Raw genomic sequence first — 19605 nt, forward strand, 5'->3', positions numbered from 1 at the left:
CAATTATGAAAGTGATTATTTGGTGAAATTAAATCCAGTTATATGAAAATTGAGAATACTTTTTCAGCAAGCCCTAACTAGCCATGATCCAAAAAGAACTAAAATAAAACGTTGCATAAAACTTATCAAATGCGAGTAAACTGTCTGAAATCACAAAAGAAAGTGCGCCTATAAAAATATACCATCTAGCAGGTGCAGCCCAATTTAGGAAGCCATTGAAAGCAAATAAAAGCATCGTACAAATAACCAGTGCGTAAACAAATACGGGTATGGTCAGGCTTCCTAAGCTTGGCAATAAAATGGAGATCATTGCAAATAAATAAATGATAATGCCTGTTACCCCAAGCCAGAAAACGGCACTGTTTTGACTCTTTTTATACTTAAGTTGATTATTAAAAAGTAAGATATAAACTATTTGAGAAATCAAAAAGAAAATTAAACCTCCTAAAAAGTAAATTTCGCCTCGATTTGAAAATAGTAAAATAATATCTCCAATTGAGGAACAAACTAAGGCGGTAATCAGTATTTTTTTAGACGAAAATGGTGCGCTACTAATAACCGCTACAATTAAGGATAAAATTAAAAAAGGCTTTATAAAACAGCTAACGGATTCTTGCTCAATAAGTAGTAAGATCAAATAAATAATACTTAAGATAATGTAAGGAATTGATGATTTTTTAAGTCTCATACTGCTGGTTTATAGGTTGGTAGCTAAGTTATGTTTCTATTTAAATTCGAATACTGCAAAATAAAGGGACATGGTAAAAGAAGACAAAAGGTATGCAATTATTAAATAGGTTCCTATTGGTATAGTGACATTAAGACCAAACCAGTCACCAAAATAATAGATAATTCCAAATGCGAAAAGCATCCGCAATGCTTCCCAATAAACCGAAAACCTGCTTTTATCCATTAAATCAGTGTAACTATAGATTGTTAGTAGGATAAAAAGTCCGTAAATAAATATAGTAGGAATACCAATACTGGCCACATTATTGAATAAATAAGCAACAAAGAGTAGTGTTATTAAAACTTGTGACACTGACCAATAGGTAAGTAAGGGCGAATTGTTGGTGCCGTATTTTTCAAACTGGTACACGTCAACAATTTTGTTTATGGGATATTTTTCTTCAAAATTTTCTGGGCGCCATCCAGTCGGTTTGAACCAAATGGTTAATTTGTCTTTCCAGTTTTTGGCACGCCAAGCATCAGCCATTAATAAACCTAAGTGTTGGTAATTAATTTTGATGGGGTTCCAAGTTCCAGCGGGTCTCGTAATTCCAAAAACTGGTGGAACTGTATCTAATTCTTCTTGGAAAGTACCAAACCACTTATCCCAAAAAATAAAGATCTGAGAATGGTTTTTATCCATGTATTGCGGATTAATTGCATGATGTACTCTATGATGAGATGGAGTTACTAAGATATGTTCTAGTACACCTAATTTTTTAATATGCTTAGTATGATACCAAAACTGTAAAAATAGCTGTATGGGTAAAGTAATCGCTATCACAGAGGCAGGAACACCTATGAGTGCAGCGGGAATAAGCAGAAATGTAAATAAATTAACAAAACTAGAAATAGTTTGTCGCAATGCACAAGCCAAATTAAATTCTTCGCTACTGTGGTGAATTGCGTGCTTGTTCCAAAAAAAATTAACTTGATGTGCCAGTCGGTGAGACCAATATCCATAGAAATCAATGACAATAAAAGCAATTATGTACGTTAGAATTGTATTCTCGATAGCATAGATGGCAATTTTTGAAACCATCCATTCATAAGAAATAAAGGTAATGCTAAGCCCTAATACATCTTTGACAGCATTGGTAATTCCGGAACTTATACTAGAAACACTATCCATTATTGGTACATGATGCTGTCCTTTGTATAAGTCATATATTTTTTCAATACTAATCAATACCAAAAAAAGTGGCATAGCAATTATTAAAATTTTACCATATTGTTCCATAAAAAAAACATTCTAATTTACTCAAATATAGAATAAATTAGAATGTTTTTTAAATTACAGTTATAAATAAATGCTTTAACTGTGTTATTGTGTCAAATTAAACAATTTCGGCGCTAAGTCCTGCTTCAAGTAATTGGGTGCATTGCGGCTTTAATTTGTCAAGAGGTCCTGTTTTTACAGTACATTTTCCATTATAATGTACAATTAGGGAACATTGCTCTGCTTGTTCAGCAGTGTGCTCACATACCCGCATTAAAGTTTCAATTACATGGTCAAAAGTATTGACATCATCATTGTAAACGATAATTTCGTTGTTTAATGTTGGCGCTTCTTTTCGACTTACTTTTTCTCTTACTTTTTCTTTAGTACTCATTTTTTTGTTTTTTGTACTTTGATTATTAATAAATTAGCAGTACTAATTTACGTATTTTAATGAAACCCAGTTGTTTCTTTCAAATTTTTTAACATAAGTTAACCCTCTTTCTGTACAAGCCGCATCTATAAACGGAATGTCTTCGGTATAAAAACCACTTAAAAGCAATGTCCCTTTTGGATTCAAGCAATCAACATAAGCTTGCATATCATTCAATAAAATGTTTCTATTGATATTTGCAATGATTAAATCGTATTGTTTTCCTTCTAATAAAGCAGCTTCTCCTTCATAAACGGTAATCTGTTTACAATTGTTGCGTTCGGCGTTTTCAATTGAGTTTAGGTAGCACCAGTTGTCAATGTCAATAGCATCAATAGGTTGTGCACCTTTCATCTCGGCAAGGATGGCAAGAATTGCGGTACCGCATCCCATGTCTAGCGTTTTCATGTTGGTAACATCTATTTCTAATAAATGCTGAATCATCATGTGGGTTGTCTCGTGATGTCCTGTTCCAAAACTCATTTTGGGTTCAATTATAATGTCATATTCGGCATTGGTTTTTGGATGAAAAGGAGCGCGTACATGACAGTTTCCGTCTACGTCAATAGGTTCAAAATTCTTTTCCCATTCTTCGTTCCAGTTCACTTGGTCTATTTCTTCAAAAGTATAATCAATATCAAATTCTTCCGATTTTAAAATATTGATGTTTTCAAGGATCATTTCGTCCCACAAATCTTTTTGTACAAAAGCCGAAACTCCCGTTTCTGTTTCCGTAAAACTTTCAAAAGCAGTTTCGCCTAGTTCTGCAATTAATATGTCCGAAGCCAGTTGTTTGGTTTCTTCGTTAGTATTTGAGTCTTTTGATCCAATGGTAAAGTGATATCCTAAGTATATATTTGACATGTGTAATTTTTTTGCAAAGGTAGTATTTCTCTTTTATGGAATTATATAAAAATACAAAAAGCGATAAAAATAGATTTTACCGCTTTTTAAGAATGTTGTTTTGTTTTTAGATTGCGTTCACAATTGCAACAAAGTCATCTGCTTTTAATGCAGCACCACCAATAAGACCTCCGTCTACATCTGGTTTAGAGAAAATTTCTTTAGCATTTTCAGGTTTAACACTTCCACCGTAAAGAATAGAAACGTTTTCAGCAATGTCATTTCCGTAGTTTTTACGAACCGTTTCTCTAATGAATTCATGCATTTCCTGTGCTTGTTCTGGCGAAGCAGTTTCACCAGTTCCAATTGCCCATACAGGCTCATAAGCAAGAATAACTTTTTCCCAATCTTTAGCTTCGATTTGAAACAAGCCATCACGCAATTGATTTTCAACAATATTGAAATGATTTTTTGATTGACGGTCTTTTAATTCTTCTCCAAAACAAAAGATAACAGTCATATCATGTTCCAAAGCAGTACCTACTTTATTAGCAATTAACGCATCTGTTTCATTAAAGATCGCTCTACGTTCAGAATGTCCAAGAATTACGATATCAACACCTACACTTTTCAACATATCAGCCGAAATTTCACCTGTAAAGGCACCACTTTCAGCTTGGTGAACGTTTTGAGCAGCTACTTCGATATTCGTAAATTGTAAATGTTCAACTGCCGAAGCCAAGTTTATAAACGTTGGAGCTACAATTACTGTTGCTGCTGTATCCGTAGGTATTTTGGCAATTAAATCATTCAATAAATCTTCTGTTTGCTCTGCATTTTTATGCATTTTCCAGTTTCCTGCAACTATCTTTTTTCTCATTTTAGTTTTTGTTATATTTTGAATTTTGTTTTTAGTTTCGTTTTATAATTACTTTAGCGCTGCCAAAGTAGCATTGATTTTATCAAAATCAGTTTCAATCGCTCTGTACAATACAATTTTACCTGTTTTATCCAGTACAATATATCTAGGTATCCAGTCTAAGTCGATCGCTTTTGCAAATACGCCTTTCATTTGGTCATTTGCCATATAATGATCTCCTTTTAACTCGTGTTTTTCGATTCCAGCTTTCCATTTATCAGCGGCTTTATCCATTGAAATAAATACATAACTTACATCAGGATTCGCAGCTTGTAGCTCTTTTAATTTAGGCATTGCTTTAACGCAATCTCCGCACCATGAAGCCCATACTTCAATTACTACCGTTTTTCCTTCCGCTTTTTTAACAATGTCTTTAAAAGCCATTTGACTACCTTCTGGCGTCAGTAAAGTTGTTTCTAATGCTTTTTTTGTGAATTTTGTTTTTTGTGCAGACGAATTCGAACAAGAACAAATTGCAAATGCTATAAGTATAGGGATGATTTTTTTCATAAAATTTAATTTTTGTAAAGTTAAACAAACAATTTGATAGAGATATACAGATTAATATTAATTTGGAAATCGAAAATAAAAATAACGTTATAGTTAATAATTTAGCGAGTTATAAAACAAAAAACCACGCTGATTCTAGCTCAAACGTGGTTTTGTAAGGTGTAAACATGTAGAGGTACCATTGATTGAGGCACGCAATAAGTTTGAATTACAGTTTTAAATCGGCAATGTCATTGTAATGTACTTTTTGCTTGATTGTTCCATTTTCTAGAATTACAATACTTGGATTTGATCTTTCGATTGTTTTTAATGCAATTGCGTCACAGGTATAAAAATCAAATTGCAAGCCGTATTTTTTCTTGGCTTTAGCAATATCTTCGTCTAATGAGTTTGTCATTCCAACTACTTTATATCCTTTTGCTTTAGCGTCTTGGTTTAGTTTTTCTAAAACTTTCATCCCGCTATCTTCGGCAATTTTTAGGTCATAGGTAACAATCATTAGTAGTTTGGGCTCTTTCAACAGTTCTTCTTTATAATCTGAATCCTCTTTCATCATTGTGAAATCGTGGATAGGAGGAACATAGCCTTCGGTGATTACCTTATCTTTTCGGTCTACAAATGTTGCTCCTTCGGGTAAGGCCATTAAATCTTTTTCGGTAAACTCAGTATTGACGCCGTTTACATTGTAGATAAAAATCATTTCCACAACCGATTTTGGCGCACCTTCTGGAATTTCCATTCCTTTTTCGATATTAGTGCCTACTTTATAAGGTCTAAAATCAATGATTGGCAAATGGTTAAGTACCCAAACAGCCATAAACATACATAGTATTATAGATAGATAAGCAATTATATTTTGTAACCCGTTTTGAAATAAAGGTTTAACTAGCGCTTTATTAATAAATAGAATCAAGATGAAAAACAATAGTACAATATCTTTAGTAAATGATTCCCAAGGCGTTAAGTGTAGTGCGTCACCAAAACAACCACAATCTTTTACTACATCATAGTAAGCCGAATAGAATGTTAAAAAGGTAAAGAATACGATCATCAATAGTAAACTCCAAATCGTAAATTTAGACTTATAACCTATCAGCAACATGACACCTAGCACCACTTCGACAATTACTAAAAACAATGCCAATCCTAAAGCGAATGGTACTAAAAAGGGCATGTTAAAAACGGGTTCACTAAAATATTCGGCCAGTTTATAGGAGAATCCTACAGGGTCATTGAGTTTTATAAGTCCCGAGATTATAAAGAGTAAGCCTACGAAAATTCGAGAAATTTGTGTAATTAGGTTTTTCATTATTTTCCTTTAAAATTCATTAAAATAAGTGCAAAAATGGAGTAATTGATCATGTCTTGGTAGTTGGCATCAATTCCTTCAGAAACCAAGGTTTTTCCTTTATTATCTTCTATTTGTTTTACTCGAAGGAGCTTTTGCAAAATCAAATCAGTCAATGAGCTAACGCGCATTTCGCGCCAAGCTTCACCATAATCGTGATTTTTAGCTTCCATTAAGTCTTTGGTTAACTTTATCTGCATGTCATAAAATGCGGTTGCTTTTTCAACATTTAGATCGGGTTGATCTACGACACCTAACTCTAATTGAATCAATGCCATGATGGAATAATTGATAATTCCAATGAACTCTCCTGTCTCATCTTCATCTACTTTGCGAATTTCATTTTCTTGTAAACTACGAATTCTTTGTGCTTTAATGAAAATTTGGTCTGTTAATGAGGGCAATCTCAAAATGCGCCAAGCACTGCCGTAATCTTTCATTTTATTGATAAATAGCGAACGACAAATTGCGACTATGTTATCATATTCTTGAGAAGTATTCTTCATTATTGATGTATATTTGTCTAAAATTTGCTCAAAAATAGGGATAAATTTTAAAAAAGTTAAGGGTTTAAAGTTTAAAGTTGTGCTAATCCATTTGTTTTGCGATTGTCGTGGACTAAACTTTTTTCCAGAATTACAAAACCAGGAATGAATGACAATAAATTGCAAAGGTAAACTGATTGATTTAACGCATCCTAGGGTGATGGGGATTTTGAATATCACACCCAACTCTTTTTTCGATGGTGGGAAGTATAAAACTGAAAGCGAAATACTATCACAGGTAGAAAAAATGCTTAACGATGGTGCTACTTTTATTGATGTGGGTGCATATTCGAGTAAACCCAATGCCGATGCTGTGACAGTCGAGGAGGAGCTCGCGAGAATTGTTCCTGTTGTCGAGAGGATCGTAAATAATTTTCCCGAAGCCCTACTATCTATAGATACGTTTAGAAGTGAAGTTGCTCAAGCTTGTATTGAAAAAGGGGCTGCAATTATCAATGATATCAGCGCTGGAGATCTTGATGATCGCATGTTTGAGGTGGTGGGCAAGTACAATGTACCTTATATCATGATGCACATGCGCGGCACACCGCAAACGATGCAAACCATGACGGATTATGATGATATAGTCAAGGAAATCTTATTTTACTTTTCAGAAAAAATAGCCAAAGCAAGAACTTTTGGTATTAACGACTTGATTATTGATCCCGGTTTTGGCTTTGCTAAAACAGTAGATCAAAATTATGAGATAGTACGTAAGCTAGAGTTGTTTAGTAGCCTTGAATTACCGTTTTTAGCTGGTTTTTCACGAAAATCTATGATTTATAAACTATTAGATACATCCGCTGATCAAGCTTTAAATGGGACGACTGTGTTGAATATTATTGGTTTAAATAAAGGTGCCCGAATAGTAAGAGTGCATGATGTCAAGGAAGCGGTAGAATGTGTTCAATTGTGGAATAAAATAAATTTAAAATGAAATATATAAGTCTGATTGTTGTTTTTTTATTGTTTTCATGTGGTAATAAAGAAGAGATATTACTGCCAAAATCAAGTCATACTATTGTAGGTGATGTACAAGATCATTCGTCGATTTATATTTTTTTTAGAACCAAGGACAAGGATACAGTGGCCGAAGTGAATAGAAAAAATAGCATCATCAGTACCAACTGGATTTTGAATATTGATAAAAGATTACCCTTGCGATTGGTAATGCCAGAGGTGATTAAATTACAAACTAAAAAACGGGAAGAAGTAGCTCATAAAAATGAATTGGCCGAGAATTATTACGCTTATGCGGATACTATTGGTAAAAACATGGCTTTTATTCCTTTTACAAATGTGTACTATAAAATTGAAAAACCAGAAAAAAGCGGTTTTATTTTCTACTTTAAAAAAGGTACAAATACGGTTTTAGTCAATAATAAAACCATCAAGAGAACGGAGATTTTGAGTTATATCAATAGCATCGATTTTGCTGTAATGCCCGAAATTATTTTAGCTTTTGATCAGAATATGCCTTTTGGCGAATATTTACAAGCAAAGATTGAAACACGAGAAATAGATTCTTTTACGAAAGAAGCCCCAAAAGAGTTTATTTATGAAACTGGAGTTGTTAAGTAAATTTATTTATTGATGATGATAAGGTTCGTTTCTTAAAATCGTAAAACCTCGGTACAACTGCTCGATGAAAAACAGGCGCACCATTTGGTGTGAGAATGTCATTAACGAAAGCGATATTTTACCTTTTGCTTTAGCATAAACAGTGTCCGAAAATCCATACGGGCCTCCAATTACAAAGACTAAAGTTTTTACACCAGAATTCATTTTTTTTTGTAGTTCTTCTGAAAAACCAACACTTGAGAAGTTTTTACCGTTTTCATCCAATAGAATTAGTTGGTCAGTAGGAGTAATTTTAGATAAAATCAATTCTCCTTCTTTTTCTTTTTGCTGACTTTCGGATAAGTTTTTTACATTTTTTATATCGGGTATAACTTCCAGATCAAACTTGATATAAAACGACAAACGCTTGGTGTAATCGTCTATTAAAGATTGTAAGGCTTTGTTATCGGTTTTACCAATGGCGATGAGTTTAATATTCATTCTGCAGGATTTTCAAAGGATATAATTGGATTGTTTGCTATAACTGTTTCATAATGCTCAACAATAGGAAACGGATCATAATAATGATGTAGTAGGTTTTTCCATTTGATGTATTGTTTAGATTGTCTAAAACCGATGGTATGATCTTCTAGTTTTTCCCATTGCACAAGTAGTAAATACTTGTTTTCTTGCTCTATACATTTTTTCAAACTATGCCCTAAATAGCCGTCAATAACACTAATGTATTGTCCGGCTTTTTTAAAATCGGCTTCAAATTGTTTTTCACAATCTTTTTTTACTTGCAGTAGGGCTGTTTCCAAGATCATACCCCTATTATTTGGCGGGAAAGTTAGCTTCAAACTCTTTAAAGCGATCGTCTAAATTGTCTAATAATTTTTTCTTTAAGGTTTCATCTTGAATGAAACTGTAGTAGATGCTGTTGTAAACGTATTTTTTAATATTTGAGTACGAAACATCTTTGTATCTTTTGGCTAACAGTACATATTGTTCGGTCATATTTGTTCTCAAAATACCTGCATCATCAGTACTAATCACTATTGGAACACCAAATTCTTTGTATAGACTAATAGGATGACGGTTTTCTTTTACTTTTAAAATGAATTCGTTACTCACTAAATTAATTTCGATAGCGATGTTGTTTTTAGCCATGAAGCGTAAAAGTTCATACGACTTAGCTTCATAGGCCATATCGACTCCATGCCCAATGCGGTAAGCACCCGCAACGTGAACAGCATCTGCAATGTGCCAAGTTAAATCCTCTGGTTGTACTAATCCCAGTGTAAGTTCTCCAGCATGCATAGAATATTTGACCGTAGGAAATTGACTGTGGCAGTATTTAAACATCACCATATGCAACCAATAATCTTTCATAGATGTTTCGCCATCTTCCGGAGAAACAATATTAACACCAGCCATAAGCGGGCTAGTATTTGCCGAAATAAAAGCAACGACTAAGTTCTTGAATAAGTCAACTGGTTCCATAAAACGCAGCACAAAGTTTTGATAGCGCATCGTAAAACGATCGTTATCAATTTTCAAGTCATTGTGCATTTTTGCAACAAAATTAGTATTGAAATCTTCGGCATAAACTGCGGCATCTCTTGTTAGAATCGTTTTATAAACAGAATCTAATAGCTTAGTTACTCCAGCGTCGTCTCTCGTAGTTGCTAATGCTCTCAATTTAGCATTAAAATCTATTAAATCATCTGTTTTTATATTGGCAGGAATGGTTGAAAGCTGTGTCTCGATATAAGTCACATTTTCAGAAAGGGCTCTGTTTTTAAGTTCTAATAATCCCTGCCCGAAGTTACCAGCTATGGCAGGACTAAATTTCCCGAAAGATTCAAAAAACAATTTATCAGAAGGGTAATTCACATAATTATAGTCCTTAACAGACCATTTTTCCATTATTTTTTGCTTGTAAGCATTCAGTTCGCCTCTGCTTTTAAGTGTCGAGAAAAGTTCCCAGTTTCCAGTAGCGGGTTTTTCTTTCAGCACTTCCATTGTGGCTGTGTTCAGGTAGAAATTAGCAGCAATAGCCTCATTTAATAATGGTTCGGCATAGATTGAACCACTATAATGATGGTGTAAGTCACCACCTTTTGGCATTTGAGAAAAGAAAGCAGTTAATGCTGCTTCATTGTTTCTGATTTTTTCAAAATACTGGTTTACTGTTGATTGTGAATAACCAACCTGAAATAAAACCGAAAAAACCAAAGTATAGATTACCTTCATAGGAGCGTTTTTTTTTGTACAAAATTTGGACAAATATAAGGTATAAATAGAATATAAAAAACCAGCTAGAACAGCAACCTTAATAGAGGTTGGTGTTTTATTGAATTGTAAAAGGGAGTAATGGCACTATTGGTAGATAAAAAAAGTTTATTCCTTCTTTTCGATGTTGATATTAAAAGGAGGAGCTTGGTAATTTGGGTCTAAGTAGGATTCTGGAATGGTTGTTTTGCTTCCATCTCTCGCAGCACGATAATGCGGAGACATGATTTCAATTTGACGTTCATTGCAACTATCTTGTATGTTTTGATGTAAATTTGAATAAATTACGGCTTGCTTATTCGGTTCTTTGATGTACGCGTTGATTTCATAGGATACATAAAAATCGTCCAAACTGGTTTGAAGTACGAAAGGTTTTGGGTCTTGCAGTACAAATTCAGTTTTTAGGGCGGCCTCGATTAGTGCTGCATGCATATCTTTCCAAGGCACATCATAACCTATCGTTATTGTAGAGTGTATAATCAACCCTTTCTCTGGTGCGTCACTGCTATAGTTAATGGTGTGACTGCTCATTACTGTCGAGTTGGGAATCGAAATAATCTCGTTTTTTATTGTTCTAATACGGGTTACTAGCAATGATTTTTCGATAATATCTCCGGTTACATCGCCAATTTTTACCCGGTCTCCAATTTTAAATAATCGCATATATGTTAGTATTAGTCCTGCAACTATATTCGAAAGCGATCCTGCGGATCCAAACGTAAATAAAAACCCTAGAAAGACCGATACTCCTTGAAAAATAGGGGAGTCGCTACCCGGTAGATATGGAAAAATAACAATCACCATAAAAGCAAAAACAATAACGCGAATAATTTGGTAGGTTGGATTTGCCCAATCGGCGTAAAAACCTGGTATTTCCAAATTTCCTTTTTGAATTTCGTTTTTAAGGAAACTAATTGCTTTAAATACATATCTAAAAACAAAAAGAATTACCAGAATGGTTATCAAATTGGGAAGGTAATTCCAGAAACCATACGCTATTTTTCTCAAAGGGTTTAGGATGTATCCAAAGAGTGTTGCGGCAAAATCCTTAGTCCAAGGGAAAATACCAAATAATATAGGTAATGCTATATAAACTGATAAAATGATCAGTAACCATTTTATTGTAGTATTGACATTAAGTAGTGCATTTACCTGTTGCTTAGCGTCAAACAAGGTGAAATTTCTAATTTTTATTCCCTTAATCTTAATGTTTTCTTCTTGTTCAATCTTACTTGCTGTCCATCTAAACAATTTAATAAGGTAGAATAATAAGATAAACATTATAAAGATTACACCTAAAGCCATTGCGATCTCCCTTGTCAAAGTTGTAGAGCTGGTTTCTACTAAGTAATGTGCAATCGCTTTGGTGATGATGGAATGGTATTTTTTGGCCAGTTCCAGTTTTGAAGTGTTGTTCCAAAGAGCGTCATTTTCAGAGATGCTGATAATTATATTTTCTTTGTAAACGAGATCTACGGTGGTTTCGGCTTCGTTGATGGCTAATGAATCCGCTGTAAAACCATAATGTGTGGCTAGGTTTTGTATTCTAGCGGTGATGGCATCGGCTCTATCTTTTGCTGAAAAGCTTCCCAATTTATTGTATATTGTAAACAAAGTATCATTAAAAAAACCAATAACGGGGTATGATTTTGCAGTAAGACGTAGTGCGTTTATTTGTGCTTTTTTGTCGGCAATTCGTTTTATTTCTTTCGAATTTAGTTGCTCCAGTTGTTTTTGTAACTCTTCTTTCTTAAGATTGTCAGTTGTTTTTAAGGATGAAATTTGCTTCTCTAAGTCTGATTTTTTAATAGAATCTTTTACCCTTTGGGTTTCAGTAGTCGCTAGTTTTTCATTGAAGTTTTTTATAATAGCGGCATTCAAAGAGTCATTTACTTTATTAATGCTGTCTTGTTGTGCAAAAGAAATGCTATGAAGTAGCAATAAAACGAAGGTGTAAAGCAATAGCTTAGAATTTGTCATCCAAGATTTTTGTATGTTTTGAGAGCAGGAGTAAGGCACATCATTTAGTAGCATAAGTGTCGTTTTTTTGGAGAAATAGTTAAAACTAGAGTACTACTATTTCAAAAAAATAATGGAAGTAAAAATAAGTTTATTTTATGGAAGCGTTTTTTATTTTTAAGAATATTTTAGGGAATTAGAATATTTAATTGATGTACAAATAATTGCATGTTCGTTAAGAAAGCAAAAGGGCAGTTTTTGGTACTGATTTTCGGTGGGTTTTTAAACTAATTTTAGAATCAACAAAAAATATCCTACATTAGCATTATATAAAAAAAACGTATAAAATGATTAGCAAAGCACAATTTGAAAAAGAGTTGCAAATATTAATTTCGAATGCGATCCGTGAAGATGTAGGTGATGGAGATCATAGTTCTCTTGCTTGTATTCCTGCTTCGGCACAAGGAAAAGCAAAGTTGCTTGTAAAAGATGAAGGGATAATTGCTGGCGTTGAATTTGCTAAAATGATATTTGATTATGTAGATCCTAGCATGCAAGTAGAAACATTTATTGAAGATGGAACTCCAGTAAAATATGGCGATGTTGTTTTTCATGTAAGCGGCAGCTCTCAGTCAATTTTGAAAGCAGAAAGAATGGTTTTAAATTCGATGCAAAGAATGTCGGCAATAGCCACTAAAACCAATAGTTATGTTAAGCTATTAGCAGGAACAAATACAACGGTACTAGACACTCGTAAAACGACGCCTGGTTTTCGAGTTGCCGAAAAATGGGCTGTGCAAATAGGAGGAGGAGAGAATCACCGATTTGCTTTGTATGATATGATTATGTTAAAGGATAATCACATTGATTTTGCAGGAGGAATTGCTTTGGCAATAGCTAAAACCAAAGAATATTTGAAGCAAACAAATAGAGATTTAAAAATCATCGTAGAAGCAAGGAATCTAGGAGAAGTTGCCGAAATTTTAGCGAGCAAAGGGGTGTATCGCATACTTTTGGATAATTTTGATTACGATACTACGAAAAAAGCGGTGGCCTTAATAGGTGATTCTTGCTTGACGGAATCGTCTGGAAATATAAATGAAGAAACAATTCGTAATTATGCCGAATGTGGTGTGAATTATATTTCGTCAGGTGCGCTTACGCACTCAGTGTATAATATGGATTTAAGTTTAAAAGCAATTTAACTAAAATTCACAAGAGTTGTGCAGCTTCATTTTTAAACTATAAGATAATTAATGTCAAAAAAAATAGAACTATATATCGATAAAATCCCTGTGTTGCGGAGCATTGCTAAGTATTTAAAAAAAGTCAAGCTTCCGGGGCTACAAGGATATACACTGTATGACTTACTTGAATTGTATGGTATAGGTATTGGTCAAGGAGCATTGTCAAATCGTGCTGGTTCTATAGCCTTTAGTTTCTTTATGGCCTTGTTTCCTTTTGCATTATTTATTTTAAACCTTATACCTTATATACCTATTGCAGATTTTCAAGATGATTTCTTGAAGTTTGTTTCCGAAACGGTGCCGCCTAATACCTATTATGCAATAGCTAATATTATTGATGACATCCTGCATAATAGTCATTCAGGCTTATTGTCTTGGGGTTTTTTATTGTCAATTTTATTGATGGCAAATGGGTTGAATGCAACCCTTGCTGGATTTGAGAATGCGAAGCATATAACAGTAAAAAGAGGAATTGTGAGACAGTATGTGGTTGCTGTAGGGATGTCGTTGCTCCTTTCTTTCTTGTTGATTTTAACTGTTGCGGTAATCGTAGTGTTTGAGGTTTTTATCCAAAAGCTAAATGCCCATCAAGTTTTAAATGATCAAATTCCTTTGATGGTTTTGGGCCGATATGGCTTTTTGATTCTAATGATATTATTAACGACCTCAATACTTTTTAAATTTGGGACCAAACATGAAAAAGGCAGAGCATTCATTTCGGTAGGCTCTATATTCACGACTATATTAACGATTATTATTTCGTATTTTTTCGGGATATGGGTCATTCGTTTTTCACAGTACAATCAATTGTATGGATCTATAGGTACTTTGTTGATAGTCATGTTCTATATATGGATAAATTGCATGGTATTGCTGTTAGGATTTGAGTTAAATGCGGCGATAAATAAGCTAAAAATGAAAAACCAAAATACGGAGATTGATTAAAAAGCTTGTTTTTTTTTATATAGAATCCTTACATTAGCACAGTTATTGTGTCAATACACACAAGATATCGCACAAAGCGATTGAAAATTAAATTAAAAATAAAATCATGAAAAAAACAATTACAATCTTAGCCCTTTTTATAACATCACTTTTTTATTCACAAAGTCAAAGCATTACAGGTAAATGGAAAACAATTGATGACGAAACAGGTGATGCGAAGTCGATTATAGAAATTTATGAGAAATCGGGTAAGATTTATGGAAAAGTAATCGAAATTTTAGATAAAAACCATAAGAAAGATCTTTGTCAAAACTGTGAAGGAGAAGATGCTAATAAGCCAATCTTAGGTTTGACAGTAGTAAAAGGGCTTTCAAAAGATGGTGAGGAGTATAATTCTGGAAAAATTTTAGACCCTAAAAACGGAAAAGTGTACAAATGCTTAATGGTTTTAGAAAATACGAATAAACTCAAGGTAAGAGGTTATATTGGTTTTTCACTATTAGGTAGAACGCAATACTGGCATAGAGTGAAATAATAGGTACTATTTTACTTTTTTTAAACTTAACAACATCCTTATTGAATGCTTTTTTTTGTAGAAGTTATTTTACCGCTTTCACTTGCTAAAACCTTTACATATTGTGTTTCGGATGCTGAGTATCTTTATATCAAAAAAGGAATGCGTGTAGCGGTTCCTTTTGGTAAAAATAAAATTTATACAGCGTTGGTTATTGATAAGCATCAAATAAAACCAACGCTTTATGAAGCTAAAGAAATCCATCAAATTCTAGATGAAAAGCCCATAGTTACTGAAATTCAAATTGCACATTGGCAATGGATTGCAAGTTATTATATGTGTGCTATTGGTGATGTGTATCGTGGTGTTATGCCTAGTGCGCTGCTTCTAGAAAGTGAAACTATAATTTCTCAAAAAACAACCGATTTTGTAGATGAAAGTTTGCTTTCGGATGATGAGTATCTTGTTTATCAAGCGTTGCAATTGCAATCGTCACTTAAGATAAACGAGATTGTTGCGATTTTAAACAAAAAAAATATTTTTCCTGTTATTCAAAAATTGATTGACAAGGGTGTAGTAGCACTTCAAGAAGAAATGCAAGAGAATTATAAGCCAAAATTAGTTCGATATGTACGACTTAGTGCGCAATATGAGACAAATAATGGTTTGGGAGAATTGCTTGAGACATTAAAAAATGCCACCAAGCAAAAGGAAATTGTATTGACTTATTTTCAATTGCTAGCGACCGAAAAAAAGCCTATTACGGTAAAAAAACTGGTAGATTCGGCTCAATCCACAACAGCAATTGTAAAAGCCTTAATTGATAAAGGACTTTTTGAAGATTATTATCTACAGGAAGACCGGGTTAGTTTTACTGGAAATGGAAAAGAAGATCAGCTGCAATTAAGTGAGATTCAATCAAAGGCTTTAGTCGAAATTACAGATTCCTTTATCAAAAAGGAAGTATGCCTTTTACATGGGGTGACTTCCAGTGGAAAAACTGAAATCTATATTAAATTAATCGAACAATACCTTCTTTTAGGGAAGCAAGTATTGTATTTACTGCCGGAAATTGCTCTTACGACGCAGTTAGTGAGTAGGTTAAGTGCATACTTTGGGAATAAAGTAGCTGTTTTTCATTCGAAGTATAATAATAATGAGCGAATTGAAGTTTGGAACCAAGTTTTACAAGATTCTGAAAAAGCTCAAATTGTAATAGGAGCGAGGTCAGCTTTGTTTTTGCCTTTTCAAAACTTAGGATTTATCATTGTAGACGAGGAGCATGAGCAAACCTTTAAACAAATGGATCCAGCGCCGCGGTATCATGCTCGTGATGCTGCGATAGTATTGGCAAGTATGTATAAAGCCAAAGTGTTGCTTGGATCAGCGACGCCAAGTATAGAAACTTATTTTAATGCTAGTACAGATAAATATGGTTTAGTAGAGGTGTCTAAAAGGTATGGAAATGTAATGATGCCGGATATAGAATTGGTTGATTTAAAAGATAAGTACTTTAGAAAACGAATGAACGGGCACTTTAGTGATGTTTTAATCGAAAACATTACGAGTGCAGTAGCCTTAGGGGAGCAGGTTATATTGTTTCAAAATAGAAGAGGTTATTCGCCATTATTAGAATGTTTAACTTGCGGACATGTGCCACAGTGCCAGCAATGCGATGTGAGTTTAACTTATCATAAGCATAAAAATCAATTGCGTTGCCATTATTGTGGTTATTCCATTTCAAAACCCACGCATTGTCATAGTTGTACCAGTGTGCATTTGACAACCAAAGGTTTTGGTACAGAGCAAATTCAGCAAGAACTAACGATTTTATTTCCAGATTATAAGGTTGGTCGAATGGATCAGGATACAACCAAAGGAAAATTTGGTTTCGAAAAAATCATCGACAGTTTTAAAAACCGAGAAGTTGATATCTTAGTAGGTACACAAATGCTAGCTAAAGGTTTGGATTTTGATAATGTAAGTTTGGTTGGAATTATGAATGCTGATAATATGTTGTATCATCCTGATTTTAGAGCTTTCGAACGAAGTTTTCAAATGATGATGCAAGTATCAGGACGTGCAGGTCGATCGTACAAGCAAGGAAAGGTTATTATACAGACTTATAATCCAGATCATAATACGATCCAGCAAGTGACTAAAAATGATTATATAGGAATGTATAAAGAGCAGTTGTACGACAGGCAAATTTATAAATACCCTCCATATTTCCGAATTATTAAGATTACCCTGAAACACCGTGATTTTGATAAATTGAAAGAAGGAGCTATGTGGTTGTATCAAGTAATGAGTCAAAATCTAGCTTTACCGGTACTTGGGCCCGAAGAACCAGCGATTAATAGAATTAGGAATGAATATATACGTACAATAATAATTAAGATACCACAAAATTCGTCTATCGTAAATACAAAAAAAACTATTCAGAAAATGCTGAATAGTTTTGATGCGGTTGCTCAATATAGAGCTATAAAAGTGTCAATCAATGTTGATTTTTACTAAGGTCCTTACTCAACAGCCAAGGCTTTAACAAGGTCTTCTTTTTTATTCCTACTTAAAGGAATTTTAGTAGTACCTATTTCGGCAAACTTACTATTGAAGCGTTCCACTTTGTCTATATTAATAATGTAGGATTTGTGAACGCGTACAAATTTCTTTTTAGATAAGTCTTTCTCGAATGACTTCATGGTAGAAAGTACAAGGTTGCTATCTTCTTCTGTAACAACTCTTACATAATCACCAAAAGCTTCAATCCATTTTATTTTGGAAGTGAAAACTTTAAGTTTTTTAAGGTTACTTTTAATAAAGATGTGCTCGCCTTCTTCCTCTTTGTTGTCATTTTTATACAAATGAATATCAACAGCTCTTTTTACAGAAGCATTAAAACGATCAATTGCTATAGGTTTTTGCAAATAATCAGTAGCATCGTAATCAAAAGCTTTCATGGCGTATTCAGCCTTTGAAGTAATGAATATAATTTGAGGTTTTGTTTTTAATCCGTCCAGAAAGTCAAACCCATTGATAACTGGCATCTCGATATCAAGAAAAATTAGATCTACATCATGTATAGACATGCAGCTTCTTGCCTCTATAGCGTTAGAAAAATCGCCTACTAAATGTAAATTAGGGTGATTATTAACTAACTTTGCAATGATCATTCTTTGTATAGAACTATCATCAACAACGACACAGTTTAGTTTCATAATTAAGTGATTTTAGATTTGGTAGAGTAAATATAAAGTAAAAATAAATAAAAATCTAAACTTTCGGCTATTATTTTTGCATTTCAACGATTAAACTGAATTTTTGCTTGTTTTTTTAAAATTAAACACTACTTTTGCACCCAAAATAACAAATAAATATATATTTATGAATCATTATGAAACTGTTTTCATTTTAAATCCCGTTTTATCTGATGTTCAGGTAAAGGAAACAGTAAGCAAATTTGAAGATTTTCTTACTAGTAGAGGTGCTACTTTTGTATCTAAAGAGGACTGGGGTCTTAAAAAAATGGCTTACGAAATCCAAAACAAAAAATCAGGATTTTACCATTTGTTCGAATATAACGTATCAGGAGAGGTTTTAATCGCTTTTGAAACTGAATTCAGACGTGACGAAAGAGTTATGCGTTTTTTAACGGTAAGTCTTGATAAACATGCTATCTCTTGGGCTGAAAGAAGAAGAGCAAAACTTAAATCTCAAAAAGCTTAATTATTATGGCAACATTACAACAATCTGCTTCAGGAAAAAAAGACGGGGATATCAGATATCTTACGCCTTTAAACATAGAAACTAACAAACAAAAGAAATACTGTCGTTTCAAAAAATCAGGTATCAAGTATATCGATTATAAAGATGCTGATTTCTTATTGAAATTTGTAAATGAGCAAGGAAAAATACTTCCTCGTCGTTTGACAGGTACTTCATTGAAATACCAAAGAAAAGTGTCTGTAGCTGTGAAGCGTGCACGTCACTTAGCTTTAATGCCATACGTGGCCGATTTACTTAAATAATATTAAAAATAAAGTTGTTGTCCCGATAACTATCGGGACTAACTTCTCTAATAAAGGACACCAACATGGAATTGATTTTAAAACAAGACGTTCAAAATTTAGGATTTAAAGATGACGTAGTAACTGTGAAAAACGGATACGGTCGTAACTTCTTAATCCCACAAGGATTTGCTCAATTAGCTACTTCTTCTGCAAAGAAGGTATTAGCTGAAAACTTGAAGCAAAGAGCGCACAAAGAAGCTAAAGTAGTAGCAGATGCAAATGCATTAGCTGAAACTATTAAAGCTATCGAAATTAAAATATCTGCTAAAGCAGGTGGTGAAAAATTATTCGGTTCAATCACGAATATTGATATCGCCGAAGCTTTATCTAAAGGAGGTCAAGCAATTGATAGAAAATTCATCACTAGCGGTATCGTTAAACGTACTGGTAAATACACTGCAAGTGTACGTTTACACAGAGATGTAATTGTTGAATTACCTTATGAAATTATTGCAGAATAATGTAA

At 33.5% G+C, this 19605-nt stretch carries 22 protein-coding genes; 9 read left to right on the forward strand and 13 right to left on the reverse strand.

The features are described 5' to 3' along the window. Positions 1–73 precede the first annotated feature (73 nt). The 8 genes from H8R24_RS15100 to H8R24_RS15135 form a co-directional block, all read right to left on the reverse strand. On the reverse strand, positions 74–688 hold the full coding sequence (locus tag H8R24_RS15100; RefSeq protein WP_187020681.1) for a lysoplasmalogenase: 615 nt from the start codon (positions 686–688) through the stop codon (positions 74–76). Positions 689–724: 36 nt separating this feature from the next. Continuing rightward, positions 725–1969: a sterol desaturase family protein gene (locus H8R24_RS15105; protein WP_187020683.1), complete on the reverse strand. Its 1245-nt coding sequence runs from the start codon at positions 1967–1969 to the stop codon at positions 725–727. 97 nt (positions 1970–2066) lie between these two features. Next, positions 2067–2342, reverse strand: coding sequence for an ATP-dependent Clp protease adaptor ClpS (locus H8R24_RS15110; RefSeq protein WP_187020685.1), 276 nt, complete (start codon positions 2340–2342; stop codon positions 2067–2069). Between the two features lie 42 nt (positions 2343–2384). Then, the gene (gene prmA / locus H8R24_RS15115) at positions 2385–3245 is read right to left on the reverse strand and encodes a 50S ribosomal protein L11 methyltransferase (RefSeq protein WP_187020687.1); all 861 of its coding nucleotides are present in this window, start codon (positions 3243–3245) and stop codon (positions 2385–2387) included. A gap of 106 nt (positions 3246–3351) precedes the next feature. Further along, positions 3352–4104 (reverse strand): triose-phosphate isomerase, encoded by a 753-nt coding sequence (tpiA, locus tag H8R24_RS15120; protein WP_187020689.1) that lies wholly within the window; start codon positions 4102–4104, stop codon positions 3352–3354. Between the two features lie 48 nt (positions 4105–4152). After that, a complete protein-coding gene (locus tag H8R24_RS15125) occupies positions 4153–4653 on the reverse strand; it encodes a TlpA family protein disulfide reductase (protein ID WP_187020691.1) in 501 nt (166 codons plus the stop codon). 208 nt (positions 4654–4861) lie between these two features. Continuing rightward, on the reverse strand, positions 4862–5962 hold the full coding sequence (locus tag H8R24_RS15130) for a BT_3928 family protein (protein ID WP_187020693.1): 1101 nt from the start codon (positions 5960–5962) through the stop codon (positions 4862–4864). Then, positions 5962–6507: a DUF1599 domain-containing protein gene (locus tag H8R24_RS15135; RefSeq protein ID WP_187020695.1), complete on the reverse strand. Its 546-nt coding sequence runs from the start codon at positions 6505–6507 to the stop codon at positions 5962–5964. The genes H8R24_RS15130 and H8R24_RS15135 overlap by 1 nt, the downstream gene beginning before the upstream one ends. A gap of 148 nt (positions 6508–6655) precedes the next feature. On the opposite strand from H8R24_RS15135, the gene folP reads away from it, so the two are divergent. Together folP and H8R24_RS15145 are read left to right on the forward strand one after the other, a co-directional pair. After that, positions 6656–7483: a dihydropteroate synthase gene (folP, locus tag H8R24_RS15140; RefSeq protein ID WP_187020698.1), complete on the forward strand. Its 828-nt coding sequence runs from the start codon at positions 6656–6658 to the stop codon at positions 7481–7483. Continuing rightward, complete coding sequence (locus tag H8R24_RS15145; protein ID WP_225876837.1) at positions 7480–8127, forward strand: hypothetical protein; 648 nt, start codon at positions 7480–7482, stop codon at positions 8125–8127. Before folP ends, H8R24_RS15145 begins: the two co-directional genes overlap by 4 nt. A gap of 6 nt (positions 8128–8133) precedes the next feature. Here H8R24_RS15145 and rlmH read toward each other — a convergent pair whose 3' ends face one another. The 4 genes from rlmH to H8R24_RS15165 all read right to left on the reverse strand — a co-directional run bounded on the left by rlmH (position 8134) and on the right by H8R24_RS15165 (position 12435). After that, positions 8134–8607, reverse strand: coding sequence for a 23S rRNA (pseudouridine(1915)-N(3))-methyltransferase RlmH (gene rlmH / locus H8R24_RS15150; RefSeq protein ID WP_187020700.1), 474 nt, complete (start codon positions 8605–8607; stop codon positions 8134–8136). Further along, the gene (locus H8R24_RS15155; protein WP_187020702.1) at positions 8604–8933 is read right to left on the reverse strand and encodes an antibiotic biosynthesis monooxygenase family protein; all 330 of its coding nucleotides are present in this window, start codon (positions 8931–8933) and stop codon (positions 8604–8606) included. Before H8R24_RS15155 ends, rlmH begins: the two co-directional genes overlap by 4 nt. 7 nt (positions 8934–8940) lie before the next feature. Then, positions 8941–10362: an amidohydrolase family protein gene (locus H8R24_RS15160; protein ID WP_187020704.1), complete on the reverse strand. Its 1422-nt coding sequence runs from the start codon at positions 10360–10362 to the stop codon at positions 8941–8943. A gap of 147 nt (positions 10363–10509) precedes the next feature. Then, positions 10510–12435: a mechanosensitive ion channel domain-containing protein gene (locus H8R24_RS15165; protein ID WP_222617414.1), complete on the reverse strand. Its 1926-nt coding sequence runs from the start codon at positions 12433–12435 to the stop codon at positions 10510–10512. A gap of 272 nt (positions 12436–12707) precedes the next feature. On the opposite strand from H8R24_RS15165, the gene nadC reads away from it, so the two are divergent. The 4 genes from nadC to priA all read left to right on the forward strand — a co-directional run bounded on the left by nadC (position 12708) and on the right by priA (position 17586). Further along, a complete protein-coding gene (nadC, locus tag H8R24_RS15170) occupies positions 12708–13565 on the forward strand; it encodes a carboxylating nicotinate-nucleotide diphosphorylase (RefSeq protein WP_187020707.1) in 858 nt (285 codons plus the stop codon). Positions 13566–13616: 51 nt separating this feature from the next. Further along, on the forward strand, positions 13617–14552 hold the full coding sequence (locus H8R24_RS15175; protein ID WP_187020709.1) for a YihY/virulence factor BrkB family protein: 936 nt from the start codon (positions 13617–13619) through the stop codon (positions 14550–14552). 106 nt (positions 14553–14658) lie between these two features. After that, positions 14659–15087 (forward strand): DUF2147 domain-containing protein, encoded by a 429-nt coding sequence (locus H8R24_RS15180; protein ID WP_187020711.1) that lies wholly within the window; start codon positions 14659–14661, stop codon positions 15085–15087. 45 nt (positions 15088–15132) lie between these two features. Continuing rightward, complete coding sequence (gene priA, locus H8R24_RS15185) at positions 15133–17586, forward strand: replication restart helicase PriA (protein ID WP_187020714.1); 2454 nt, start codon at positions 15133–15135, stop codon at positions 17584–17586. 5 nt (positions 17587–17591) lie between these two features. On the opposite strand, the gene H8R24_RS15190 is transcribed toward priA, so the two are convergent. Beyond that, the gene (locus H8R24_RS15190) at positions 17592–18287 is read right to left on the reverse strand and encodes a LytR/AlgR family response regulator transcription factor (RefSeq protein ID WP_187020715.1); all 696 of its coding nucleotides are present in this window, start codon (positions 18285–18287) and stop codon (positions 17592–17594) included. Between the two features lie 166 nt (positions 18288–18453). On the opposite strand from H8R24_RS15190, the gene rpsF reads away from it, so the two are divergent. The 3 genes from rpsF (at position 18454) to rplI (ending at position 19600) form a co-directional block, all read left to right on the forward strand. Next, a complete protein-coding gene (gene rpsF, locus H8R24_RS15195) occupies positions 18454–18795 on the forward strand; it encodes a 30S ribosomal protein S6 (RefSeq protein ID WP_074723697.1) in 342 nt (113 codons plus the stop codon). A 5-nt stretch (positions 18796–18800) separates the two neighbouring features. Continuing rightward, positions 18801–19097, forward strand: coding sequence for a 30S ribosomal protein S18 (gene rpsR, locus H8R24_RS15200; protein WP_066077030.1), 297 nt, complete (start codon positions 18801–18803; stop codon positions 19095–19097). 65 nt (positions 19098–19162) lie between these two features. Further along, positions 19163–19600: a 50S ribosomal protein L9 gene (gene rplI / locus H8R24_RS15205; protein ID WP_187020717.1), complete on the forward strand. Its 438-nt coding sequence runs from the start codon at positions 19163–19165 to the stop codon at positions 19598–19600. The last annotated feature ends 5 nt before the right edge of the window (positions 19601–19605 follow it).

The organism is Flavobacterium muglaense (genome assembly GCF_014305155.1).
Classification (GTDB): domain Bacteria; phylum Bacteroidota; class Bacteroidia; order Flavobacteriales; family Flavobacteriaceae; genus Flavobacterium; species Flavobacterium muglaense.